This is a genomic window from Tenacibaculum aquimarinum (assembly GCF_022478115.1).
GTDB classification, from domain to species: Bacteria; Bacteroidota; Bacteroidia; order Flavobacteriales; family Flavobacteriaceae; genus Polaribacter; species Polaribacter aquimarinum_A.
Genome location: NZ_JAKGSC010000001.1, coordinates 1,093,201 through 1,118,662, shown reverse-complemented (window position 1 = coordinate 1,118,662; position 25,462 = coordinate 1,093,201). Strand labels below are relative to the sequence as shown.

Below are 25,462 nucleotides of genomic sequence, written 5' to 3'. Positions count from 1 at the left end.
TTCAGAAAAAAGATATAGCGAAAAGCCCGACCTGAAAGGTAACGCCCAAAAAAACCTCCAAAATATTAAATTTTGAAGGTTTCTATTTTAGATACTGAAACAAGTTCAGCATAATAATTTTATGAAATTATTATCCTTTTATAATTTTTTCTTGATGATTGATTGATTCTTGGTGAATTGCTTTAAACATTTTTAAAACAAATTCTTCACTTAAACCTTTACTCTCACCTTCTAAAATCATGTTTCCAAGAATTTCGTTCCAACGTTTAGATTGCAAAACCGCAACGTTTTTGTCTTTCTTTAAAGCACCTATTTGGTCAGAAACTTTCATTCTTTTACCTAACAACTCAATTAATTGATCGTCTGCAACGTTAATTTGAGCTCTTAAATTATCTAACGAGGTTTGGTATTCTGCTTCTGTATCTGTCTCTTTTCTAATTTTTAGGTCTTCCATTATTTGCTTCAACTTTGTTGGTGTTACTTGCTGTGCAGCATCTGACCAAGCGTTGTCTGGATCGTAATGAGTTTCTATCATTAAACCATCGAAATTTAAATCTAAAGCTGTTTGAGAAACATCAAAAATCATTTCTCTATTTCCTGTAATGTGTGATGGATCGTTAATTAATGGTAAATCTGGAAATCTGTTCTGAAATTCAATTGCAATTTGCCATTCTGGAGTATTTCTATATTTAGTTTTTTCATACGTAGAAAAACCTCTGTGAATTGCTCCTAAATTTTTAATATCTGCAGTGTATAATCTTTCAATACCGCCTAACCATAAAGCTAAATCTGGGTTTATTGGGTTTTTAACCAATACAATTTTGTCTGTACCGTGTAAAGCGTCTGCTAATTCTTGCATAATAAAAGGAGAAACTGCTGTACGTGCACCAATCCACAATAAATCGATATCGTGCTCTAAAGCTAACTTTACGTGTGCTGTATTTGCAACTTCTGTACAGGTTTTCATTCCTGTTTCTGCTTTTACTTTTTGTAACCATTTTAAACCTAACGCACCAACTCCTTCAAAGTTTCCTGGTCTTGTTCTTGGTTTCCAAATTCCTGCACGGAAATAATTTACATCAGAATCTTTTAATTCGTGTGCAATTTTTAAAACCTGCTCTTCGGTTTCTGCACTACAAGGCCCTGCTATTACTAGTGGATGATCTAATTTCATATCGTCCAACCATGTTCTTAATTCTTTTGTATTCTTCATCTTTCTACTTGTTTTGGCTTTTAATTTATGCCGTTTAATATTTGTTTTATATAATTTGTATTCTCCATTTCGTTAAAAATTTCGGAGAAATTATCTTGTTGCATCAATTTTTTAAAATGTTCTAAATTATTGATGTATTCTTCTAATGTTTCTATTACATTTTCTTTATTCTGCTCAAAAATTGGTGTCCACATTGCTGGACTACTTTTTGCCAAACGAACTGTTGAGGCAAAACCTGAACCTGCCATATCAAAAATATCGCGCTCATTTCTTTCTTTATCTATAACTGTTTTACCTAACATAAATGCGCTTATGTGAGATAAGTGCGAAACATAGGCAATATGTTTATCATGCGAAACTGCATCCATGTATCTAATACGCATTCCAATGTCGGTAAAAAGCTTTAAAGCTTTCTCTTGTAATTTAAAAGTTGTCTTTTCAACTTCGCAAATAATATTCGTTTTACCAACGTATAAGCCAGAAATGGCTGCTGTTGGTCCAGAATTTTCTGTTCCTGCAATTGGATGACATGCTAAATAATTTCTTCTTCTAGGATGATGTTCAACCGCTTTACAAATTGCTTCTTTTGTGGATCCTGCGTCTACTACTAAACCATTATCTGATATTTTATCTAAAATAATTGGTAATAATTTTACCGTTGCATCTACCGGAATTGACACAATTACCAAGTCTGCTTTTTCAATATCATCTAAAACTGCTTTTTCTTGAATTACACCTAATGCTATCGCTTTATCTAAATGATCTTCACTGGCATCTATTCCGTAAATTACAGTTTCTGGATTGTTCTTTTTTATATCGATGGCAAAACTACCGCCAATTAAACCAACACCAATTAAGTAAATGTTTTTCATACCTATAATCTTGATATTGCTTCTTTAATTACAGCTGTTGTTACACATAAAGAAAAACGAATATATCCTTCTCCTCGTGAACCAAAAATAGTTCCTGGTGTTATAAAAATATCGTTATTATATAATACCGAATCTGTAACTTCTTCTGATTTTTTTCCTGCAGGAATTTTTGCCCAAACAAATAATCCTGTTGAATTCTTATTATACGTTGCTTCTAATTTATCGGCTAATTGCCAAATTAGATTTCTTCGTTCTTCGTAAATTTTATTTTGCTTTAAAAACCAATCGTCAGATAGTTGTAAAGCTTCAATTGCTCCTTTTTGAATTCCGTAAAACATACCTGAATCCATGTTAGATTTTACCTTTAAAACTTCATTAATAAACGTTGAATTACCTAACAACATACCAACGCGCCAACCTGCCATATTAAAGGTTTTACTTAATGAATTTAACTCTAAAGCGATGTCTTTTGCGCCTTCAACTTGTAAAATACTAATAGGTTTATCATTTAAAATAAAACTATATGGATTGTCATTTATAATTAAAATGTTATGCTTTTTACCAAAGGCAACCAGTTTTTTAAACGTTGCTAATGTTGCATTTGTTCCTGTTGGCATATGCGGATAATTTACCCACATAATTTTTACATTTTCTAAATCTTGACTTTCTAATTCCTCAAAATTTGGCTGCCAATTACTTTCTGAACTTAAATTATAAAAAAGTGGTTCTGCTCCTACTAATTTTGTAACTGAAGTATATGTTGGATAACCTGGATTAGGAATTAAAACTTTATCGCCTTCATTTAAAAAAGCCATAGAAATATGCATAATTCCTTCCTTACTTCCCATTAATGGTAAAACCTCATTTTCCGGATTAGATTCTACAGAAAATTTGTTTTTATAAAAAGTTGAAATTGCATTTCTTAATTCCGGTAAACCCTGATATGATTGATATTTATGTGCGCTTGCATCTCCCAAACTATCAGAAATTGCTTCTAAAACTTTTGCCGGTGGTTGTAAATCTGGAGACCCAATTCCCATATTAATAATTGGTTTTCCTGCAGCTACTAAACCACGTACTTCTCTTAATTTTTTAGAGAAATAGTATTCTTGAACTGTATCTAATCTTTTAGCTGGTTGTATCATCCTTTTTTATAATAAAATCCTGAAACTCATTCAGGATAGCTTCGCTATTTTCTGCCGTTTTTGTAGGTTCCTAGTATTTTAAATTCTTCTGCCATTATCATTAAAATTGCCTCTGCTTTTTTATATTCTTTATAATCGTCAAAAGTAACATCTACAAAGAATGAATACTTCCAAGGTTTTTCTATAACTGGCAACGATTGAATTTTTGTTAAACTCATTTTACAATCGCTTAACACATTTAATATTGCTGCTAAACTTCCTCTTTTATGATTTAATTGAAATTTTAACGACGCTTTATTAATTTGATCTATTCCGTTATTTGGTTCTTCTGTCTGAACAATTACAAATCTTGTTGAATTATCTTTTATTGTTTGAATTTCATCTTCAATAATATCTAAATCAAATATTTCTGCGGCTATTTTTGGTGCAATTGCAGCAATTCCTTTCAATTTTTTATTTGCTATTCGTTTTGCAACTTCAGCTGTATCTACATCTTCTACTAATTTAATATGAGGATGCTTTTTGAAGAACTCTTTACATTGTAACAATGCCATTGGATGCGACCAAACCTCTTTAATATCTTTAAATTCCTGACCCTTTAAACACATTAAATGATGATGAATATTTAAATATTCTTCTCCAACTATATGAAGATTGTTATTATCAATTAAAGCATAATTAGGAATAATTGAACCCGCAATTGTATTCTCTAAAGCCATAACAGCAAGAGTTGCAGAACCGTCTAACAAACTATCTACCAACACATCAAAAGACATACATTCTTTTAATGCTATTGACGTTCCATAAAAGTCGCGAGCAACTTTATGATGATTTGAGCCTTCTGCTCCTTGAATAGCAATTACCTTTTTCATTTTTAATCAAAAAAAAAGCCTCGAAGTAAATTCGAGACTTTATATATTTTTTTATTGTTTTAACAACATGATACAAAGCCTCTCCTCTTATTGTAAAAATAAAAGTAAAAATAGAAACGTGTCCAAGTAGTATTTAACATCTTAATTCTCTCTGTTTGAGCAACAAATCTAAAGATTAAATTGATATAAACAAACCTTTTGGTAAAAGATTACAACTTTTTATGAATTCTGTAAAATCTGATTTCAATTAGTTGCCAATTTTAAAGTATATCTATTTTAACAATCTTTTTCTATTAAAAACTTGATTAACAAAACATGAGCAAGCTTCAGCTTTCAGTTTATTATCTATAAAACATAGTTTTCTTTTACTTTTCAAAAAAAACATCACAATTTTAAAAAATTGACGTTTTTAAGTCTTTTTTACGTAAAAAGTGAGTGTTACGAATACGTTTTCGAAGTAAAAACACTGAAAATCAAGGAGAAAGGAAGTAGTCGTTTTTAAATTAATACTAAAATTACTATCTCTTTTTTAAATGAAATAGAAAATTATAGCCTTATTTTTTAACTACTAATAATTCTTTTTAATTTATATAAAATAATTAGTATCTATCAAAAGAGCCTCCATAAATTTGCTTTATAAATTAAAACAATTTATTATGTCAATTAAAAAACAATTTTTAAAAAGCAAACCAGTTTGTAAAGTAACTTTTACAGTACCTGCAGAAGAAGCTAAAAAAGTAGCGGTAATAGGAAGCTTTAATGAATGGAATGATAAAGCTACACCTTTAAAGAAATTAAAAAACGGATCTTTTAAAGGAACTGTAAATTTAGAATCTGGTAGTTCTTATGAATTTAGATACTTAGTTGACGGTGCTTATATAAATGAATTAGAAGCTGATGGTTTAGCTTGGAATGATTATGCTGGAGCAGAAAACAGTCTATTAAATTTATAACATATAATTAATGTTATGAAAAAGAAAAAAAGAGTTTTCTATTATTAGAAAACTCTTTTTTTTATACAGCTACTTTTCCTTTTATATGTGGATGTGGATTATAATCTACCAACTCAAAGTCCTTAAAAGTAAAGTCTTCTATGTTTTTAATTTCTGGATTTATTTTCATCTTCGGAAGCTCTCTAACTTCTCTAGACAATTGTAATTCTAATTGCTCTATATGATTGCTATAGATATGAGCGTCTCCAAAAGTGTGTATAAATTCACCTGCTTCATAACCACAAACTTGAGCTATCATCATTGTAAATAATGCATAGGAAGCAATATTAAACGGAACTCCTAAAAATATATCAGCACTTCTTTGATATAATTGACAAGACAATTTTCCATCAGCTACATAAAACTGAAAAAATGCATGACAAGGCGGTAACGCTGCTTTTCCGTTAGCTACATTTTCTGAAAAGGAAACTGAATTATCTGGTAAAACTGAAGGATTCCATGCAGAAACTAGCATTCTTCTAGAGTTTGGATTGGTTTTTAAAGTAGCAATTACATCTTTTAGTTGATCTATTTCATCGCTATTCCAATTACGCCATTGATGCCCGTAAACAGGACCTAAATCTCCATTTTCATCTGCCCAAGAATCCCATATTTTCACACCGTTTTCTTGTAAATAATTAATATTTGTATCGCCTTTTATAAACCACAACAGTTCATAAATAATAGATTTTAAGTGTAACTTTTTAGTAGTTACCATTGGAAAACCTTTGCTTAAATCGAATCGCATTTGATGACCAAAAACACTTTTTGTTCCCGTTCCTGTTCTATCTCCTTTTTCGTTTCCGTTTTCTAAAACGTGTTGTACTAAGTCGTGATATTGTTTCATTGTATGCTATAAGGTTTTTGTAAAAATAAAAAAGCATCGGCTTATTTAACCGATGCTCTTCTAAATAATATTAATAAGTTATTAACCAATTATCATTCCTGCAATTGTAGCTGACATTAATGATGCAATTGTACCACCAATTAAAGCCTTCATTCCAAACTCTGATAAGGTTTTACGTTGTCCTGGAGCTAAAGAACCTATTCCACCTATTTGTATTCCAATAGATGCAAAGTTTGCAAACCCACACAACATATATGTTGCCATAATAATAGATTTATTATAGGTTAAATGTGTTGCTGAAGCTACATTCTTTAATTCTGCTAATTGTATATAACCAACAAACTCACTTGCTGCCAACTTAATTCCTAATAATTGTCCCATTAGAGCCATATCTTCTTTTGCAACTCCAATTAACCACATTAATGGTGCAAAAATATAACCAAGAATTGCTTCTAAAGTAAAGCTCTCATAAGCTGTGTTTTCAGCCATCCAAGTATTTAAAGATGTTACATCTCCAAACCAACCTAAAATTCCGTTTATCATTGCAATAAAAGCTACAAAAACTAACAACATTGCTCCAACATTCATTGCTAATTGTAAACCTTCTGTTGTTCCGTTTGCAATAGCATCTAATACATTAGACCCTATTTTTTCTGTAGAAACTTTTACATCTGTATTAACCTCTTCTGTTTGGGGATATAATATTTTAGAAATTACAATTGCTCCTGGCGCTGCCATAACTGACGCTGCTAATAAATGTTTTGCAAAATGCAATCTTAATGCAGGATCATCTCCTCCTAAAAACCCAATGTAAGCAGCTAAAACAGCACCTGCAACGGTTGCCATTCCACCAATCATAACTAAAAGCATTTCAGATTTATTCATCTTTTCTAAATATGCTTTAATTAACAAAGGAGCTTCTGTTTGTCCAAGAAAAATATTTCCTGCAACCGATAAACTTTCTGCACCTGAAATTTTTAATACTTTAGTTAATGCCCAAGCTAATACTTTTACTAGTTTTTGAATAATACCTAAGTAAAATAACAATGATGTTAATGCTGAGAAAAAGATAATTGTTGGTAATACTTGAAATGCAAAAATGAATCCGAATTTGTCCATATCTACAACTAATCCTTCAAATAAAAATTTACTTCCTGCTCTGGTAAAGTCTAAGACACTAACAAAAACACCTCCAATTGTTTCAAATATACCTTGTATAAAAGGCACTTTTAAAACTCCAATTGCAATTATTAATTGAAATGCTACACCTAAACCAACTGTTTTCCAATCTATGGCTTTTTTATTTGAACTAAATAGGAATGCGATTACTAAAAGCGCTACCATTCCTAAAACTCCTCGCCATAAACTTCCCATAGAAAATCCTTGACTTGGTATAATTTGAGATGTAATTTCTGTTGTTTCTTGAGAAAATGCTGAAACTGAGACAAGACAAAATAGTAATAGAACTAGTTTTTTCATAAATAAATATTATTAAGAGCGTTTGCTAATTTCGTCTCTAATTTTTGCTGCTAACTCGTAGTTTTCATTAGCAACAGCATCGTTTAATTGTTGATGTAATTCTTCTGAAGTTAGGTTAGAAAAACTACTTTCTTGGCTAATTTCTTCTTCTAATTGGAGTTCAATTTCTTCCGACTCTAAATCTTCTTCCATAAAAAGCTCTTCTTCTATCTTTAGATAAATACCTGCTTTGTCTAGAATATTTTCATAAGTAAAAATAGGAGCATTAAAACGAACTGCCAATGCAATTGCATCTGAAGTTCTTGTATCGATTATTTCTTCGATACCATCTCTTTCACAAATTAAACTAGAAAAAAATACACCATCTACTAATTTATGAATAATTACTTGCTTGACATTTATTTCAAATCTATCTGCAAATGTTTTAAATAAATCGTGTGTTAATGGTCTTGGCGGGCGAATTTCTTTTTCTAAAGCTATGGCTATAGATTGTGCTTCGAAAGCGCCAATTATAATTGGTAATGTTCTTGTTCCTTCTATCTCGCTTAACACTAGAGCGTAGGCTCCACTTTGTGTTTGGCTGTAAGAAATCCCTTTAATGGTAAGTTTTATAAGGCTCATTAATCTTTCTTAAAATGAGAAATACTGTTTAAAAATTAGTGCTTAAAATCAGTATTATTCTGCGGCACAATTTACTAAAATTTATGGGTTTTAAAACTTTCTTAAAAAGAAAAACCTTAAAGACTATACTTTTCTTTAAGGTTTTCTATTAGTTTGCAAGTACACCTTGCGTTAGCGATTGAAGCGACATCTTTTTTTTGCTAATTTTTCTCAGCTAAAAAAGATATTGCGGAAACTGCGGACCCGAAAAGGAACGTCCAAAATACACTACGCCTGCTTAAATGCTTTTAATTTTTCTATTAATTGGGGTACAAACTCAAAAGCGTCTCCAACAATTCCGTAATCGGCAGCTTTAAAGAAAGGCGCTTCTGGATCTGTATTGATTACTACTTTTACTTTTGATGCGTTAATACCTGCTAAATGCTGAATTGCTCCAGAAATACCAATTGCAATGTATAAGTTTGACGCTACTGGCTTACCAGTTTGCCCAACATGTTCACTATGTGGTCTCCATCCTAAATCTGATACTGGCTTAGAACATGCTGTTGCTGCTCCAAGAACTGATGCTAATTCTTCTACCATTCCCCAGTTTTCTGGACCTTTTAATCCACGACCTGCAGAAACTACAATATCTGCATCTGCAATTGTAATTACACCTGTTGCTTTGTCTACACTTTCTGATTTCACACCCATTTCTGGTACATTAGCGCTAAATGCTTCTGCAGTTCCTGAAACTGCATTTTCATGCGCTCCGTAAGAGTTTTTTGCTATTCCAATTACTTTCTTTTCTGTTGAAACGATAGTATTAGAGAATGCTTTGTTAGAGAATGCTTTTCTTTTTACTGTAAATGGTGCTGTTGAACTTGGTAAGGCTACAACGTTAGATGCGTAACCAGCATCCATTGCTACTGCTACCATTGGCGCAACATACAAACCGTCTACACTAGAATCTATAACTACAACATTTGCACTTTGTGCATCTGCTGCCTGGTTAATGATTGAAGCGTAAGCTTTTGCATTAAAAGTTGAAAGATCGTTTTTTACTTCTAAAACTTTTTCAGCTCCAAAAGCATATAATTCTGACGCATCTCCTCCGTTTATTGTTAAAGCAACTAAATTAGTTCCTAACTCTTCTGCTACTTTTTTTCCGTAAGAAACAACTTCAAAAGCTGTTTTTTTAAATTTTCCTTCCGATGAATCGGCAAAAACTAATACAGACATATTTTTTATTTTAGATTATTGGATTTTTAGATTGTTGGATTTTTTAGATTCTTTCTAAAAAACTTTTCTAAAAATTATTTTAATTCTTTTTTCCTGAATCTAGTTCAGAATGATTTAATTTAACAATTAAATCACTTTTGCTTCGTTGTGTAATAAGTTGATTAAATCATCTACATTATCTACTAACTTAACTGCTCCTTTTGGTGCTGGTTTTTCAAATGATTGTGTTTCTGTTGATGCTATTACACCAGAAGATTCTACAACATTTAAAGGTTTTTTACGAGCCATCATAATTCCTCTCATGTTTGGAATACGTAAGTCTTTTTCTTCAACTATACCTTTTTGACCTGCAATAACAATTGGTAATGAAGTTGATACTTTTTCTTCTCCTCCATCAATTTCTCGAGTTGCTGAAACTGCTGTTCCGTCAACTTCCATTCCTACACAACCGTTTACAAAGTTAAAATCTACTAAAGAAGCTAACATTCCTGGGACCATTTGTCCGTTGTAATCTGCAGATTCTTTTCCTGCTAAAACAACATCATATCCTCCGTTTTTAACTATTGCTGCTAATTCTTTTGCAACTAAGAAACCATCTGTTGGGTTTACATTTACACGAATTGCATCATCTGCTCCAATAGCTAAAGCTTTACGTAATGTTGGTTCTGTTGAAGCTTCTCCAACATTTACAACAGTAACAGTTGCTCCTTGTTTTTCTTTAAACCACATTGCACGTGTTAAACTAAACTCGTCATATGGGTTTATAACAAACTGAACTCCGTTTGTATCAAACTTTGTATCGTTATCTGTAAAATTAATTTTTGAAGTGGTATCCGGTACGTGACTAATACATACTAATATTTTCATATCTATAAGATTTATTTAAAAATAAGTGCTGCGAAGATACACCTTTTTTCTAATTTACTATGCATGCATAGTAAATTTTTGATATTTAAATCCCTAACTAAATCGTTTTCGTTTTCAGCAAACAAATAAAATAGTCTAATGAACCGAGAAAAAATGATATAAATTTTCTTATTTTTGTAAGTCGAAACAAACAACTAAACATCAACAAAGAAATAATTTATGAAAACGGTTCAATTTAGAGAAGCAATTTGCGAAGCAATGAGTGAAGAAATGCGTAGAGATGAAAGCATTTACTTAATGGGGGAAGAAGTTGCTGAATACAATGGTGCTTACAAAGCATCTAAAGGTATGTTGGATGAATTTGGTGAAAAACGTGTAATAGATACACCAATTGCTGAATTAGGTTTTGGAGGTATTGCAGTTGGTTCTGCCATGAACGGTAATAGACCAATTGTAGAATACATGACATTTAACTTTTCTCTTGTAGGAATTGACCAAATTATAAATAATGCAGCAAAAATAAGACAAATGAGTGGTGGTCAGTTTAACTGTCCTATCGTTTTTCGTGGACCTACTGGTTCTGCGGGTCAATTAGGAGCAACACACTCACAAGCTTTTGAAAACTGGTTTGCAAACACTCCAGGTTTAAAAGTAATTGTACCTTCTAACCCTTATGATGCAAAAGGGTTATTAAAAGCCGCTATTAGAGATAACGATCCAGTTATTTTTATGGAAAGCGAACAAATGTATGGTGATAAAATGGAAATTCCTGAAGGTGAATATGTTTTACCAATTGGAGTTGCAGATATAAAAAGAGCAGGAACAGACGTAACTGTTGTTTCTTTTGGAAAAATCATAAAAGAAGCATACAAAGCTGCAGACGAATTAGAAAAAGAAGGTATTTCTATAGAGATTATTGACTTACGTACTGTAAGACCAATGGATCATAATGCAATAATAGAATCTGTAAAGAAAACTAACAGATTGGTAATTTTAGAAGAAGCTTGGCCATTTGGTAGTATTTCTACAGAAATTACATATAGAATACAGGATGAAGCATTTGATTATTTAGATGCTCCTATAAAAAGAATTACTACAGCAGATACTCCTGCTCCATATTCTCCAGTTTTATTAGAGAAATGGATACCAAACTCAAATGATGTTGTTAAAGCTGTAAAAGAAGTTTTATACAAAAAATAAAAGCAACAATAAATGTTGAAACAAATCCTTTTAGCCAACGCTAAAAGGATTTTATTGTAAAAACACCTAAATGAAGAATTACATAATTTTCTTATTTTTCGCCTTATTTAGTTTAGGAGTAAACGCACAATTAACCTTAAAAGGTAAAGTTGTTGATGAACAAGACGAGCCGCTTCCTTATGTAAATGTTATAGTAAAAGGAACAACAATGGGTACAACTACCGACGATAACGGTAAATTTAACATTACTCTAAAAAACAAAAAAAAGCGTGGTACTCTTGAGTTTTCTTTTGTTGGTTATATAACTAGAGATGTTAAAATAAATCCTAAAAGAAATAATTTAACAATAGTTTTAAAAGAAGAAAACAATGAATTAGATGAAGTTGTAGTTGTTTTCAAACCTAAAAAAAGGCTAAAGAAAAAAGAAAACCCTGCATTTAGGATTCTTAAAGAAATTTGGAAAAGAAAACGCCGAAACGGGTTAGACTTGGCAAATTATTATCAATATAAAAAACATTCATCAATAGAGTTAGGTCTTAACAATCTTGACACTGTTTTTCTAAGAAGTCTTTTTGCTAACCAGTATGAAGATGCCATGGACAATGTAAAATACGATAGTGATGGTATTAATTACTACATTCCAATAAACATTACAGAAACAGTTGAAAACATATACGGAGACAACGTAAACAATCTTCTAAGAGAAGATATGGAGGCCGAGAAAAAAGAAGGTCTTACTACAAAAGGTTTTGTTTTCGATAGAATGTCTTTTACGTTTAGGAACATAGATGTTTTTAAAAACAATATCACTTTACTTAGAAAATCTTTTGTTAGCCCACTTTCTTCAGATGGATTTGCAACGTATGATTACGTATTATATGACAGCATTACTAGAAATGACAAAAAATACTACAACATCTATTACTTCCCTCTAAGAAATGAAGATTTAGCATTTGAAGGAAACTTCTTAGTAGACAGCAAAAACTTTTCATTATCTAAAATTAGAATGAAAGTTAATAAAAACATTAACTTAAATTTTGTTCGTGGACTTACGATGGAAAAAGAGTTTACTGTTAAAAACGACAGTTTATATATTCCAACAACAAATAAATATGAGGGAGATTTTACATTCCTAGATAAAAATGAAAGCAACAGAGGTTTAACAATTAAAAAAACCGAAAAGTTTGAAAATTACATTTTAAATAAACCTTTATCCAAAGAATTTTACGCTAATAGTGTCGAAAAATATCGTCCAGATCAATTCACAAAACCTGATGATTATTGGGAAGGAAAACAAAATGAAGATGATAAAGCAACTTATAAAATAATAGAAAACGTAAAAGGTAAACGTAAGATAAAAAAACTAACAGGTTTAATAAATACAGTAACTACTGGTTATTTTAGCGTTGGTAAAAACTGGCAACTTGGACCAATGTGGACTGCTTTTTCTAGCAACGAAGTAGAAGGTTTTAGAACACGTGTTGGGTTTAGAAATTTTACAACAACAGATGATAGATTTAGATTTAACGGTTTCTTAGCCTACGGTTTTAAAGATAAAAGATTAAAATATGGTGGTGAAGCTAGTTATCTATTATCATACAAACCCAGAATAACAACAAGTTTAGCTTATCAAAAAGATATAGAACAATTAGGTAGTGTTCTCTTAAACACAACTCAACTACTTGGGCGTTCATTTGGAACAACAGCATTATTTAGTAGAGGAAATAATTTTTTCTTATCTGATGTAGAAAAAACTGCTGGAAATTTTGATTTTGCTATTTCACCAAACTTACACGTAGGTACAAATTTCACATATGAAACCATAAAATCTGCAAGTCCAGAAAATTTTAACATGAATTATCTAGACGAAAACGGAGTAATACAATCTAACTTAACAAATGTAACATCTGACATATATTTTTCATATACACCAGGAAGATTTGTTTATGGTTTAGGTGTTTCTCAACGTTTTGGAAGAAATATTTTCCCAACACTAGTTTTAAATTATAAACACGGGTATAAAGATTTTTTAAACGGAAGTTTTTCTTACGATAAGTTACAGTTCTTATATACACAACCTATTTTACTAGGTAAATTTGGTTTATTAGATGCAACACTAGAAGGTGGTAAAACTTTTGGAACTGTGCCTATTGGTTTATTAAGTCCAGTTCCAGCAAACCAATCTTTATCATTAGTTCGTAATACCTTTTCACTATTAAATTATTACGATTTTGTTACAGATGAATATTTAGCTGGTCATTTTGAGCATCATTTTAATGGTTTTATTTTAAACAGAGTTCCACTTTTAAAGAAATTAAAACTTAGAAGTTTAATAACCTTTAGAGCTGCTTATGGTTCAATTTCTGAAGAAAATAGAGATATTAATAGGTCAGACATAAACTACAACACTCCAAAAAAATTATATTATGAATATGGTTTTGGATTAGAAAATATTGGATATGGAAACCTTCGTTTTTTAAGAGTTGACGCTATTTGGAGAAGTAATTACAGGCCTCCTGTTGGTTCAATTGCAACACCTACACCTAAATTTGCTATTAGAATAGGTATTAGACCAGGATTATAACCTGAAAAATAACATCTAATTAATACTATTAACATTTATAATTTCATACTTTTGCACCATATTTACTGGTAACAAAAACAATAAAAAATGATGAAAGAAACAAAGACATTTGATGTGTTAATAGAAATTCCTAAAGGAAGTAGAAATAAATACGAATACGATTTTGATTTACATAAAATTCGTTTCGACAGAATGTTGTTTTCTTCAATGATGTATCCTGGAGATTATGGTTTTTTCCCAGAAACATTAGCATTAGATGGTGATCCTTTAGATGTTTTAGTGTTAGGTCACGAACCAACAATTCCAATGTGTGTAGTTGAAGTAAAGCCAATTGGAGTATTCCATATGGCAGATGAAAAAGGTCCAGATGAGAAAATTATTTGCGTACCAATGTCAGATCCAATTTGGAACTCTAAAAAAGATGTCGGAGACATCAATCAACACCGTATTCATGAAATAACTCACTTTTTTGAAGTTTATAAAGACTTAGAAAAGAAAAAAGTAAACATTGGTCGTTGGGGTAATGCAGAAGAAGCTTATAAAATAGTTCAAGAATGCATAGAACGTTATGACAATAGTGAACATAAAGCAGCAGGAGACTTCAAAATTTAGAAATTCGCAAAAAAAACCCATAAAAAAACCCTTATATATAATTATAAGGGTTTTTTTTGTTATTTATTTCATTACTTTTACGAACGTTAAAAACTAATCAAAACATAAAATATATGGAATCAATGATGATTTGGATGCCAATTGCAGCCGCTGTAATTGGATTACTTTACATGCTTGTGAAACAAAAGTGGGTTATGAAACAAGATGCTGGAGACGGCAAAATGAAAGAAATTTCTGACCACATTTACGAAGGAGCTTTAGCTTTTTTAAATGCAGAATATAAACTACTAGCTATTTTTGTTGTAATTGTAAGTGTATTACTAGCAATTGTAGCGTTTTTTGTTCCAACAACAAGTTATTTAATTGTAATTGCATTTATATGTGGAGCCATTTTTTCTGCTTTCGCAGGAAATATTGGTATGAAAATAGCTACCAAAACAAACGTTAGAACTACACAAGCTGCTCGTACAAGTTTACCAAATGCTTTAAAAGTATCTTTTGGTGGAGGAACTGTTATGGGACTCGGTGTTGCTGGTTTAGCAGTACTTGGTTTAACAGCTTTTTTCATCTTTTTCTTCTGGTTTTTCATGGATAGTACATGGACAAACACAATGGATATGACAGTTGTTCTTGAAACCTTAGCAGGTTTCTCTTTAGGAGCTGAATCTATTGCTTTATTTGCACGTGTTGGTGGAGGAATCTACACAAAAGCTGCCGATGTTGGTGCAGATTTGGTAGGTAAAGTTGAAGCTGGTATTCCAGAAGACGATCCAAGAAACCCTGCTACAATTGCAGATAATGTTGGAGACAATGTTGGTGACGTTGCTGGTATGGGTGCCGATTTATTTGGCTCGTACGTTGCAACAGTTTTAGCAGCAATGGTTCTAGGAAACTACGTAATTAAAGATATGGGTGGAAGTATTTCTGATGCTTTTGGCGGAATTGGACCAATTTTATTACCAATGGCAATTGCAGGTGTTGGAATTATCATTTCAATGATTGGAACAATGTTAGTAAAAATAAATAGCAACGACGCAAAAGAATCTCAAGTTATGGGAGCTTTAAACTTAGGAAACTGGGTTTCTATTGGTTTGGTAGCTGCTGCTTGTTTTATTCTATGTAAATGGATGTTACCAGAAACTATGAAAATGGAATTCTTTGGTGAAGGCTTGCAAGAAATTTCTTCTATGAGAGTTTTCTATGCAACCTTAGTTGGTTTAGTTGTTGGTGCAGTTATTTCATCAGTAACAGAATATTATACCGGATTAGGAAAATCTCCAATTTTAAAAATTGTTCAGCAATCTTCAACGGGAGCAGGAACAAATATTATTTCAGGTTTAGCAACAGGAATGATTTCAACTTTTCCTTCAGTATTATTATTTGCAGGTGCGATTTGGGCATCTTACGCTTTTGCTGGGTTTTATGGAGTAGCATTAGCAGCTTCAGCAATGATGGCAACAACAGCTATGCAATTAGCAATTGATGCTTTCGGTCCAATTGCAGATAACGCAGGTGGAATTGCTGAAATGAGTGAACAAGAACCAATTGTAAGAGAACGTACAGATATTTTAGATTCAGTTGGTAACACAACCGCTGCAACTGGAAAAGGTTTTGCTATTGCTTCTGCTGCATTAACTTCTTTAGCACTTTTTGCTGCTTATGTAACTTTTACAGGAATAGACGGAATTAACATTTTTAAAGCACCCGTTTTAGCCATGTTATTTGTTGGAGGAATGGTTCCTGTAGTATTCTCTGCTTTAGCGATGAATGCTGTAGGTAAAGCTGCCATGGAAATGGTACAAGAAGTAAGACGTCAGTTTAGAGATATTCCAGGAATAATGGAAGGAACTGGCAAACCTGAATACGACAAATGTGTTGCAATTTCTACACAAGCATCTTTAAAAGAAATGATGTTACCAGGTTTATTAACAATCGGATTTCCATTAATAATTGCATTTGTTCCAATGATTTTTGGAATGGATACTTTAGCTATCGCAGAAATGTTAGGTGGTTATATGGCTGGTGTTACTGTTTCTGGTGTTCTTTGGGCAATTTTCCAAAACAACGCTGGTGGAGCTTGGGATAACGCTAAAAAATCTTTCGAAGCTGGTGTAGAAATCAATGGAGAAATGACCTACAAAGGTTCTGAAGCACACAAAGCTGCAGTAACTGGAGATACTGTTGGAGATCCATTTAAGGATACTTCTGGACCATCAATGAATATTTTAATTAAATTAACGTGTTTAATTGGTTTAGTAATTGCTCCAATTTTAGGAGGACATACTTCTGAAGGTGCTCATTCTAAAAATGAAATTAAAGTTGAAATAAAAACAAATGATTCAGAAATAGCAACAGCAACAATTACAACAACATATGTAATAGATGGTATTGAAACAACTAAAGATGAAATTATAGAAGGGACTTTAGAAGAAGTTGAAAAGGAAATTGAAGCCTTAAAAGGCGAAGTTGTTCATGGTAAACCTCATTTTAAAATTGATGCTTCTAAAGGAGAAACAACAAAAATGGTGAAAATTGAAATAAATAAAAAAAGTTAAATTTTCATTTATTTTTAAATCAAGAGACAAAATAAAAAAGCATCCAAATTTGGATGCTTTTTTATTTTAATATCAATTTCCATACAGTATATTTAACTACTATAAAATGGAAAATCTATTTTAATATCTTTTTAACCAATACTAAAAAACCATATTTACTTGCTATTTTTAAAACACTAGATATTACAGTTGTTGGTCTAATAATTTCCCCAAAATTGTTTTTCACAATTTTTAATTCCTCTAATGCTATTTGCTTTTCAAGTGACAACTGTCTTAAATCTCTTTTTATTTCGTCAAAACTTTTATATGTTTTCATTACTAGTTAGTTTTTAATTAATCGAAAAATATTTTAGACATCTTTATAATTACTTTCTTATCAATAGATTTTCTAAACAAATAAATTAAAAGGGAAAGTAACAACATAAATAACCCTACTGTTAAATATCCTAAAGCTATATTTTTAAAATAACTACCCAAAGCTATTGCCGCAGAAAACAACAGAAAAACAAAACCTAAAGAAATTAAACTTCCTATAACAAATAGTTTAACAACCATACTCATAGACAAAGTTGCAAGTTGAAAAACTTTTAACCTTGAATACTCATAAGATTTAGAAACAAATTCCTTACTGGTTTCCGTTCCTTTATCCGCTGCTTCGCTTATGTTATCAATAATACTCATCTGTTAAACAGTTTATTGTAATTTCTTACTCTTTGCTTTCAAATCTTTTAACTTTCTCTCTAATATTGTAATTACATCTTCTGCTTTATGACTTACATTAGAAACAACATTATCTAACTGAGTGTCTAAACTTTCTTTTTTTTGTGAAACTGCAGAAGCTACACTATCTGTAACTTCAGAGGCTTTTTCTGAAATCTTATCTTTTGCTGCTAAAGCTTCATCAGATATTCTTTGCCTTGTTTTAGTTCCTTTATCAGGTGCGAATAAAACACCTAAAGCTGCTCCAATTACTGTTCCTGCTAATAAACCTACTACTGTATTGCTATTATTAATCATCTTTTTATTTTAAATGGTTAAACTTATTTTCTACACTGTAAAATTATATGAAATACAGAGTATAGCTTAACTCAATAAAAATAATTCTTAACTCAAATAAGAATCGACTTAAACTTAATCGATTGATTAGTTGTTTTTTGTGATAATGATTTATTGAGGTTTCTGTTAGTTGCAAAATTCTTGGGTAACCTCCTGTAACTTGGCAATCTCTCATTAGAATAATCAATTTTCCTGAAGGTGTTAATTGAACCGTTCTTGGTAAGACTGCGGAAGTTAAGATTGAACTTAATTCGTTATCAATAGTTTCATTTAACCGATATCCCATTCGATTATTATCATTAGAGATTGTGAAAATTTGTTTTTCTAATTGCTGTTTTTGAACATCATTTAAAGATACTTCTGGACCATCAATGAATATTTTAATTAAATTAACCTGTTTAATCGGTTCAGTAATTGCTCCAATTTTAGGAGGACATACTTCTGATAATTCACACATAAATAAAGAAGAAGTTCGTATTGAAGTTAAAGTTGATAATAGTGAAATGGCAATTACTACAATTACAACTACATATCTTAAAGATGGTGTTTAAACAACCAAATATGAATTTATTAAAGGAAGTTGAAGCTTTAAAAGGCGAAGGTGTTCATGGTAAAGCTCATTTTAAAATTGATGCTTCTAAAGGAGAAACAAAAAAAATGGTAAAGATTGAAATAGAAGAAACAAATTAATTTCTCAATTATATTTTAAGCAAACCCGATAGTTATTCTATCGGGTTTCTTATTTTTGCCCAATGCCAATTAGAACCATACAAACATTTTCAATTGATTCTCCTTCGGAATTTAAGCAACGCTTATTCCAATGGTCGCAACAATTTGAAACTATAGTTTGGTTAGATTCTAATAATTACCAGCAGCAATATTCTTCGTTTGATGGTTGTTTGGCTGTTGAAGAATTCACCTCTATTAAAACCGATTATCATGGTGCTTTCGAAAAATTGAAAGAATATCAATCGTACACAAAAGATTATATTTTTGGTTATATCTCTTACGATGTTAAAAATGATATAGAACAACTTTCTTCTTCAAATTTTGATGGCCTAGACTTCTCTGATTTGTATTTTTTTCAACCTCAAAAATTAATTTTTATAAAAGGAAATACTGTTGAATTTCATTATTTAAGAATGATTGATGATGAAATTGAGGAAGATTTTGAAGAAATAATACAGTATAGCAATCCAATAATTCAAGAATCAAATTCAGACATCAAAATAAAGCTTCGTATTCATAAAGATGAATATCATAAAAAAGTAGAAAAAATGCTTGCTCATATTCATAGAGGAGATATTTATGAAGCTAATTTTTGTCAAGAGTTTTATGCAGAAAACACAAGTATTAATCCGTTTGAAGTTTTTCAGCATTTAAACGAAATTTCCGAACCTCCGTTTGCAACTTTCTTAAAGCTAGAAAATCAATATTTATTATCGGCAACGCCAGAAAGATATATTAAAAAGGAAGGAACAAAAGTTATCTCTCAACCTATAAAAGGAACCGCGAAAAGGTTAATTAATAAAGTTGAAGATGCTAAAATTGCTTTTGATTTGGCACATGATAAAAAAGAACAAGCAGAAAACGTAATGATAGTAGATTTGGTAAGAAATGACCTATCTAAAACTGCTGTAAAAGGTTCTGTAAAGGTTGAAGAATTGTGTAAAGTGTATACATTTAAACAAGTACACCAAATGGTTTCTACAATAGTATCTGATGTTGAACACACAACACATCCTGTAGATATTATTAAAGAAACTTTCCCGATGGGAAGCATGACAGGTGCTCCAAAAGTTTCTGCAATGAAAATTATTGAAAACTTAGAAGAAACCAAACGTGGTTTATATTCTGGAACTGTAGGTTACTTTACTCCTGCTGGAGATTTTGATTTTAATGTAGTTATTAGAAGTATACTTTATAACGAAGAGAAAAAGTACGTTTCCTATTCTGTTGGTGGAGCAATTACAGCCAAATCTACACCAGAAAAAGAGTACGAAGAATGTTTATTAAAGGCAAAAGCTATGAAATACGTTTTGCTAAATTCAAAATAGAATTATGATTATAGATCAAGAAGAAAAATTTAGAGCAGTTTTTAATTCTATTAAAGAAAAACAAACTGAACAAAATATGTTTAATGCCTTTTTAAAAATATATCCTTTAGACTGGAAACAATTGAAAACAAATTTTTCTAAATTTAATAGAAGTAAACAGTTTGGAAAAACTATTCCGTTACCAAGACCTGAACAATCTTTAAGAGTTGCTATTAGGGTTTGGTTGAAAAAGAATTCATAATTGATAAACTTAACTGATTAAAAAACATAAAAAAAGCTGTCTTAAAAAAGACAGCTTTTCTATTTTAGTTTCTAATTGTTTAAAATTTAAATGTTAATCCAGCTCTAAAAGTCATTCCGTTAAATCCAAATTGGTTTACTTCCCAAGGATATTTAAAACGACCTCCTAAATCTGTAACAACATCTCCTTTAGTGTCTATTACATCAGGATAAACATCAAATAAGTTATTTACTTGTGCATTAATAGATATTTTATCGGTTAAGTCATATCCAAAAAATAAATCTGTAATAACTTTTCCTTGAAAGGTTTGATCTTTTCCTGGATCTGTAGCATGCATCCAAGTTACTTCACCAAAATAAGTGTTATTTAAATTAGCTGTAAACTTGTTTATTTTATAGTCTGCACCAAACAAAAATTTAGTATTTGGTCTAGAACTTATAATTCTTGATTGTTCTTTTCTATTAAAAATAGCATTACTATAATTTGCTAATTTAGCTGGAGTTTTAACCTCTCCTTCTAATTCAGTATGATTAATATTAAGTGCTAAATTTATACCCAATTTACCAGCGCCAACCTCTAAGTTCTTTTGACGTAAAGTAAAATCAAATCCTTCAGTTTTAGTATCGGCTGCATTAATAAAGAACTTAATACTGGTAACGCTGTTATCATCTAAAATTTGCTGAACAGCTGCATTTGGATTTCCGTTATCATCAGTTCCTCCAATTTCTCCAGAAAAAACAACTCTATCTTCTACCTTAACATTGTAATAATCTAATGAAATTGTAAAATTTCTAGATGCTTTAACTGTTAAACCTGCAGAAATACTTTTAGAAGTTTCTGCAAACAAAGAAGCTACGCCTAAATCTTTTATTACAGGACTTACGTTATTAAAAGTTCCTTGATTAGATATTGTACCTCCAGAAACTAACGTTTGCACATTACTTAAATACACTTGATGTAATGAAGGAGCTCTAAAACCTGTACTATATGAAGCTCTTAAAACACCAGCTTCTCCGATTTTATATCTTGAGCTAAGTTTCCAAGAAGTATTACCTCCAAAGTCTGAATAATTTTCATAACGAGCCGCTCCACTAACTAAAAATTTATCTGTTATATCCCAATCTAAAGTTCCATAACCACCAATGTTAGTTCTAGTTTCGTTTAAAGCATTACTTGGTTGTAATCCTGGAAAAGATTGTGCACCTCCATCTATATATGAAGCTTCCTCACCTGCTGTTACTTCGAACCTTTCTTGACGAGCCTCTAAACCTAAACCTATACTTACATCACCAAATGAACGACTTAAATCAAAATTTCCTATGATATTACTAAAAGCATATGCTCCAGCATCAAAAGAAGTTGGGCTACTTGCACCTAAACTTGGGTTAAGAGTGTTACCAATTGTATAGCCAACTGAATTACTACCATAACTGGCACTAGCATCTGCATTAAATTCACCTAATTTAAATTTACTTCCAGCAGTAAATAAAAAGTCTTTTATATCTGTTTCAAAAGTTGGTTGAAAACCTTGGTATTCTGTTCCTGGTTCGTGTAATAAATTATGTGGATCTTGAACCCAATATGGAGGTCTGTATAATGCAAAACTCTTTCCTTGTCTCATATTAAAACCTCCAAATGCATATAACTTAGTGTTATCATTTAAAGGCATTTCTGCATTTACAAATAAGTCTCCTTTTTTCATTTCAGGCTGACCGATTGTCATTCCTAAAGCAGGATTGTCGTTTGTCCATTGATCATCAACCCCAAACAAACCATCTTTTCCTGGTTCTCCAGCTCTATTTGTAATGTCTTGGTAACTTAATCCTAAAGATGTATTTACAAACCCACCTTCTCCAAAAGTAAATGTATGATTTACATCTCCAGCAATATTAAATCCATCACCTTCTTTTGTAACTCCAGAATTAACATTTACTTCAGTAAAATCTACATTTTTCTTTAATATAATATTTATAACTCCGGCAACGGCATCAGAACCATATTGAGCAGATGCTCCATCACGTAAAACCTCAACTCTTTCAATAGCTACTGTAGGTATACTTTTCATATCGACTCCAACTTCACCTTTACCAGGCGTGTCATTAACATAAACTAATGCACTTTGGTTTTTACGCTTACCGTTTACCAAAACTAAAGTTCTACTTGGCCCTAAACCTCTTAAATCTGCTGGATCAAAATGAGCAGTTCCATCTGAAACCGTTTGGTTACTCGCGTTATAAGATGGCACTGTAAAAGTTAACATCTGATCTACACTTGTTTGACCTGTAGTTTTTAAATCTGCTGCATTAATATTATCTATTGGTACTGCCGAATCTAATATAGTTCTAGGTTTAGAACGGTTACCTGTTAATACAATTTCATCTAAACTTAAACTATCTTCCGCTAACGAAAAAGTTAAAGGACTTGTATTTGTAACTTGTTTTTCTATAGCTGAAAAACCAATAGAAGACACCACAATTATTGTAGGCATCTTTTTTACATTAAGAGAGAAATCTCCATTCTCATCAGTCGTGGTACCATTAGTAGTACCTTTTTCAATGACATTTACATATGGTAAAGACTCACCATTTGTATCAGTAACTTTTCCTGTTATTGTTTGCCCAACTGCTGTAGTTACAAGCAATAAACCAAACGCAAAAAGTAATTTGCTAATAAAGTTGTTTCGTTTCATAATTAATTAAGTTTAAAACAAATGTTTAAATTATTATTAACATAAGCAAGTTATTATTAAAAAAAAACGAATTTGAACCAAACAAAATTACATATACTACAATTCAACAACACAAACACTTAGTATTTTATTATATTTGTTATTTAAGTAATTAACAGATATGACACACAAAGAGTTTACTTTCAACATTTACAAAACAGATTTTTTTGGCCAATATTGGCAACCAAAAAACACTAAAGCTGTTGTGGTTTTAGTGCACGGAATGGGAGAACACTCTACAAGGTATACAACTTCTGTAGTTCCAAAATTGATAGAAAAAGAATTCTCTGTAGTTTCTTTTGATCATTTTGGACATGGAAAAACTTCAGGTAAAAGAGGCCATAATCCTAGCTTTAAAGCTGTCTTAGAAAGTATTTCTGAAGTGATAAAAAAAGCACAAAAACTACACCCAAATAAACCTGTCTTTTTATACGGACATTCTATGGGCGGAAACGCGGTTATAAACTATACTCTTAGAGAAAACCATACGTTAAAAGGTGTTATTGCTACAAGTCCAATGTTAAAACTGGCTTTTACGCCTCCTGCCTGGAAATTATCTATTGGAAAGATTATGCAAAAAATTGCACCATCTATAACTCTACCAAGTGAATTAGATGCAAGTGGAATTTCACGAGTTCAAGAAGAAGTAGATTTATACACAAACGATCCTTTAGTACATGATAAAGTGAGTCCTAATTTTTCTTTATCATTTTTTGATGCTGCAGATTGGGCAATTGAAAACGCATCTAAGCTAGAAACTCCAATGTACTTATTACATGGAACAGATGATAAAATTATTGATTATAAAGGAACCGAATCTTTTGCCAATAAATCTGAAAAAGCAACATTAAAGTTATACAAAGGTGGTTATCATGAATTGCATAACGATTTATGTAAAGAAGAAATGCTAGAAGATGTTGTAAATTGGTTGAATTCTCAACTTTAAAATCCCTATTTTTGAAGCTGAAATGCTCCAGAAATTCAAAAAACATATTGCAGATAATTTTCCTTTCTTAGAAGGAAAAAAACTACTCATTGCCATTTCTGGTGGTTTAGATTCTGTTATCTTAACACACTTATTCAGTAAACTGAGCGTTGCCAAAGCGTCTTTAGCACATTGTAATTTTCAATTACGTGGTAATGAGAGCGATTTAGATGAACTATTTGTAGTAAATCTAGGTAAAAAACTAAATTTAGAGGTTTTTAAAACTACTTTTAACACCAAAGGATATTCCGAAGAAAACAAATTATCTACACAAATTGCAGCAAGAGAACTACGTTATAATTGGTTTGCAGAATTGGCGAAAAATGAGGGTTTTGATTATGTTTTAACTGCGCATCATGCAGATGATAATTTAGAAACTTTTCTAATAAATCTATCTAGAGGAACTGGATTGGAAGGTTTAACCGGAATTCCAGCTATTAACAAAAACATTGTGCGTCCGTTATTAGTTTTTTCACGTGAAGAAATTAAACAATTTGCGTTAGAGAATAATATTAATTGGCGAGAAGATGCTAGTAATGCAGAAACAAAATATGTTCGCAATAAAATTAGGCACGAAATAATTCCGAAGTTAAAGGAATTGAATACAGGATTACTGGCTTCTTTTGAAAAAACTTATCTTTTCCTGCAAGAAAGTCAACAAATTATTGAAGATAGAATTGAGAACATTAAAGATAAAGTTGTTTCTATTGACAATTCATCTGCGCTCGAAGTAACAAAAATTGATATTGAAAAAATTAAGCAATTATCAAATCCAAAAGCATATTTATATCAACTTTTAAAAGAGTGTAATTTTACTGAATGGAATGATGTTGAAAATTTACTTTCTGCCCAATCTGGAAAACAAGTGTTTTCTAAAACACATAGACTTCTTAAAAATCGAGATTCCCTTTTGGTTACTAAAATTAGTTCTTCCGAAGAAAATGAAGTTTTTCATATTGAAGAAAATCAATCAAAAATAACAAACCCAATTAACTTAATTTTTGAAGAAGTATTAAAAAAATCAATCGAAAAAAATAATATTATTTTTGTAGATAAAGATTTGTTAAAATTTCCGTTAACAGTAAGAAAATGGCAAAATGGAGACTATCTTTATCCATCAGGGATGAAAGGCAAAAAGAAGTTAAGTAAATACTTTAAAGATGAAAAATTTTCACTCCTGGAAAAAGAAAACACTTGGCTACTTTGCACAGCTGAAAATGATATAATTTGGGTTTTAAGCAAACGACAAGACCAGAGATTTCTTGTTACTAAAAACACTGAAAATATTTTAAAAATAACAACGCATTAAAAAAAT

General features: G+C 31.1%; 24 protein-coding genes and 1 pseudogene. 11 read left to right on the top strand and 14 right to left on the bottom strand.

From position 1 onward, the window contains the following. Positions 1-130: 130 nt before the first annotated feature. From L1S33_RS05210 to L1S33_RS05195, 4 genes are read right to left on the bottom strand one after another with little or no spacing between them, the layout of a single operon-like run. Positions 131-1,213: a bifunctional 3-deoxy-7-phosphoheptulonate synthase/chorismate mutase type II gene (locus L1S33_RS05210; RefSeq protein ID WP_240561505.1), complete on the bottom strand. Its 1,083-nt coding sequence runs from the start codon at positions 1,211-1,213 to the stop codon at positions 131-133. Between the two features lie 20 nt (positions 1,214-1,233). Continuing rightward, positions 1,234-2,085, bottom strand: coding sequence for a prephenate dehydrogenase (locus L1S33_RS05205; protein ID WP_240561504.1), 852 nt, complete (start codon positions 2,083-2,085; stop codon positions 1,234-1,236). Between the two features lie 2 nt (positions 2,086-2,087). After that, positions 2,088-3,230 carry a pyridoxal phosphate-dependent aminotransferase gene (locus tag L1S33_RS05200; protein WP_240561503.1) on the bottom strand — a complete coding sequence of 381 codons (1,143 nt, stop codon included), beginning with the start codon at positions 3,228-3,230 and terminating at the stop codon, positions 2,088-2,090. A 44-nt stretch (positions 3,231-3,274) separates the two neighbouring features. Further along, entirely contained in the window at positions 3,275-4,102 is an 828-nt protein-coding gene (locus L1S33_RS05195) for a prephenate dehydratase (protein ID WP_240561502.1), read from the bottom strand. A 656-nt stretch (positions 4,103-4,758) separates the two neighbouring features. Between L1S33_RS05195 and L1S33_RS05190 the strand changes: the two genes are divergently transcribed. Next, positions 4,759-5,055 carry an isoamylase early set domain-containing protein gene (locus tag L1S33_RS05190; RefSeq protein WP_240550613.1) on the top strand — a complete coding sequence of 99 codons (297 nt, stop codon included), beginning with the start codon at positions 4,759-4,761 and terminating at the stop codon, positions 5,053-5,055. Between the two features lie 61 nt (positions 5,056-5,116). Here L1S33_RS05190 and L1S33_RS05185 read toward each other — a convergent pair whose 3' ends face one another. The 5 genes from L1S33_RS05185 to L1S33_RS05165 all read right to left on the bottom strand — a co-directional run bounded on the left by L1S33_RS05185 (position 5,117) and on the right by L1S33_RS05165 (position 10,129). Next, on the bottom strand, positions 5,117-5,941 hold the full coding sequence (locus L1S33_RS05185; RefSeq protein ID WP_240561501.1) for a thymidylate synthase: 825 nt from the start codon (positions 5,939-5,941) through the stop codon (positions 5,117-5,119). 81 nt (positions 5,942-6,022) lie between these two features. Then, entirely contained in the window at positions 6,023-7,420 is a 1,398-nt protein-coding gene (locus L1S33_RS05180) for a NupC/NupG family nucleoside CNT transporter (protein ID WP_240561500.1), read from the bottom strand. Positions 7,421-7,432: 12 nt separating this feature from the next. After that, the gene (locus L1S33_RS05175; protein ID WP_240561499.1) at positions 7,433-8,041 is read right to left on the bottom strand and encodes a bifunctional nuclease family protein; all 609 of its coding nucleotides are present in this window, start codon (positions 8,039-8,041) and stop codon (positions 7,433-7,435) included. Between the two features lie 267 nt (positions 8,042-8,308). Further along, a complete protein-coding gene (locus L1S33_RS05170) occupies positions 8,309-9,262 on the bottom strand; it encodes an electron transfer flavoprotein subunit alpha/FixB family protein (protein ID WP_240561498.1) in 954 nt (317 codons plus the stop codon). A 126-nt stretch (positions 9,263-9,388) separates the two neighbouring features. Continuing rightward, a complete protein-coding gene (locus L1S33_RS05165; RefSeq protein WP_240561497.1) occupies positions 9,389-10,129 on the bottom strand; it encodes an electron transfer flavoprotein subunit beta/FixA family protein in 741 nt (246 codons plus the stop codon). A 219-nt stretch (positions 10,130-10,348) separates the two neighbouring features. Between L1S33_RS05165 and L1S33_RS05160 the strand changes: the two genes are divergently transcribed. From L1S33_RS05160 to L1S33_RS05145, 4 genes are all read left to right on the top strand, one after another. Next, positions 10,349-11,329, top strand: a complete 981-nt coding sequence (locus L1S33_RS05160; RefSeq protein ID WP_240561496.1) for a pyruvate dehydrogenase complex E1 component subunit beta — start codon at positions 10,349-10,351, stop codon at positions 11,327-11,329. Positions 11,330-11,399: 70 nt separating this feature from the next. Continuing rightward, positions 11,400-13,913 (top strand): DUF5686 family protein, encoded by a 2,514-nt coding sequence (locus tag L1S33_RS05155; protein ID WP_240561495.1) that lies wholly within the window; start codon positions 11,400-11,402, stop codon positions 13,911-13,913. Positions 13,914-14,000: 87 nt separating this feature from the next. Further along, entirely contained in the window at positions 14,001-14,525 is a 525-nt protein-coding gene (locus L1S33_RS05150; protein ID WP_240561494.1) for an inorganic diphosphatase, read from the top strand. Between the two features lie 113 nt (positions 14,526-14,638). Continuing rightward, the gene (locus L1S33_RS05145; RefSeq protein WP_240561493.1) at positions 14,639-17,080 is read left to right on the top strand and encodes a sodium-translocating pyrophosphatase; all 2,442 of its coding nucleotides are present in this window, start codon (positions 14,639-14,641) and stop codon (positions 17,078-17,080) included. Between the two features lie 115 nt (positions 17,081-17,195). Here L1S33_RS05145 and L1S33_RS05140 read toward each other — a convergent pair whose 3' ends face one another. The 4 genes from L1S33_RS05140 to L1S33_RS05125 are packed head-to-tail and all read right to left on the bottom strand — an operon-like array spanning position 17,196 to position 18,509. Further along, entirely contained in the window at positions 17,196-17,396 is a 201-nt protein-coding gene (locus L1S33_RS05140; protein WP_240561492.1) for a hypothetical protein, read from the bottom strand. 17 nt (positions 17,397-17,413) lie between these two features. Beyond that, positions 17,414-17,761: a hypothetical protein gene (locus L1S33_RS05135; RefSeq protein WP_240561491.1), complete on the bottom strand. Its 348-nt coding sequence runs from the start codon at positions 17,759-17,761 to the stop codon at positions 17,414-17,416. Positions 17,762-17,773: 12 nt separating this feature from the next. Continuing rightward, positions 17,774-18,097: a YtxH domain-containing protein gene (locus L1S33_RS05130; RefSeq protein ID WP_240561490.1), complete on the bottom strand. Its 324-nt coding sequence runs from the start codon at positions 18,095-18,097 to the stop codon at positions 17,774-17,776. A gap of 43 nt (positions 18,098-18,140) precedes the next feature. After that, on the bottom strand, positions 18,141-18,509 hold the full coding sequence (locus L1S33_RS05125) for a 5-oxoprolinase subunit C family protein (RefSeq protein WP_394801757.1): 369 nt from the start codon (positions 18,507-18,509) through the stop codon (positions 18,141-18,143). On the opposite strand from L1S33_RS05125, the pseudogene L1S33_RS05120 reads away from it, so the two are divergent. The 4 genes and pseudogenes from L1S33_RS05120 to L1S33_RS05110 all read left to right on the top strand — a co-directional run. Further along, positions 18,484-18,687, top strand: a pseudogene (locus L1S33_RS05120) (hypothetical protein); the annotation flags it as partial. The gene L1S33_RS05125 and the pseudogene L1S33_RS05120 sit on opposite strands and share 26 nt — an antisense overlap. A gap of 10 nt (positions 18,688-18,697) precedes the next feature. After that, entirely contained in the window at positions 18,698-18,826 is a 129-nt protein-coding gene (locus tag L1S33_RS13175; RefSeq protein ID WP_262914334.1) for a hypothetical protein, read from the top strand. 62 nt (positions 18,827-18,888) lie between these two features. Then, entirely contained in the window at positions 18,889-20,193 is a 1,305-nt protein-coding gene (locus tag L1S33_RS05115) for an anthranilate synthase component I family protein (RefSeq protein WP_240561488.1), read from the top strand. A 4-nt stretch (positions 20,194-20,197) separates the two neighbouring features. Continuing rightward, complete coding sequence (locus L1S33_RS05110; RefSeq protein ID WP_240550627.1) at positions 20,198-20,434, top strand: hypothetical protein; 237 nt, start codon at positions 20,198-20,200, stop codon at positions 20,432-20,434. Between the two features lie 79 nt (positions 20,435-20,513). On the opposite strand, the gene L1S33_RS05105 is transcribed toward L1S33_RS05110, so the two are convergent. Next, the gene (locus tag L1S33_RS05105) at positions 20,514-23,123 is read right to left on the bottom strand and encodes a TonB-dependent receptor (protein WP_240561487.1); all 2,610 of its coding nucleotides are present in this window, start codon (positions 23,121-23,123) and stop codon (positions 20,514-20,516) included. Positions 23,124-23,283: 160 nt separating this feature from the next. Between L1S33_RS05105 and L1S33_RS05100 the strand changes: the two genes are divergently transcribed. Both L1S33_RS05100 and tilS read left to right on the top strand, forming a co-directional pair. After that, positions 23,284-24,108: an alpha/beta hydrolase gene (locus L1S33_RS05100; protein ID WP_240561486.1), complete on the top strand. Its 825-nt coding sequence runs from the start codon at positions 23,284-23,286 to the stop codon at positions 24,106-24,108. Positions 24,109-24,130: 22 nt separating this feature from the next. After that, complete coding sequence (tilS, locus tag L1S33_RS05095) at positions 24,131-25,456, top strand: tRNA lysidine(34) synthetase TilS (RefSeq protein WP_240561485.1); 1,326 nt, start codon at positions 24,131-24,133, stop codon at positions 25,454-25,456. Positions 25,457-25,462: the final 6 nt, after the last annotated feature.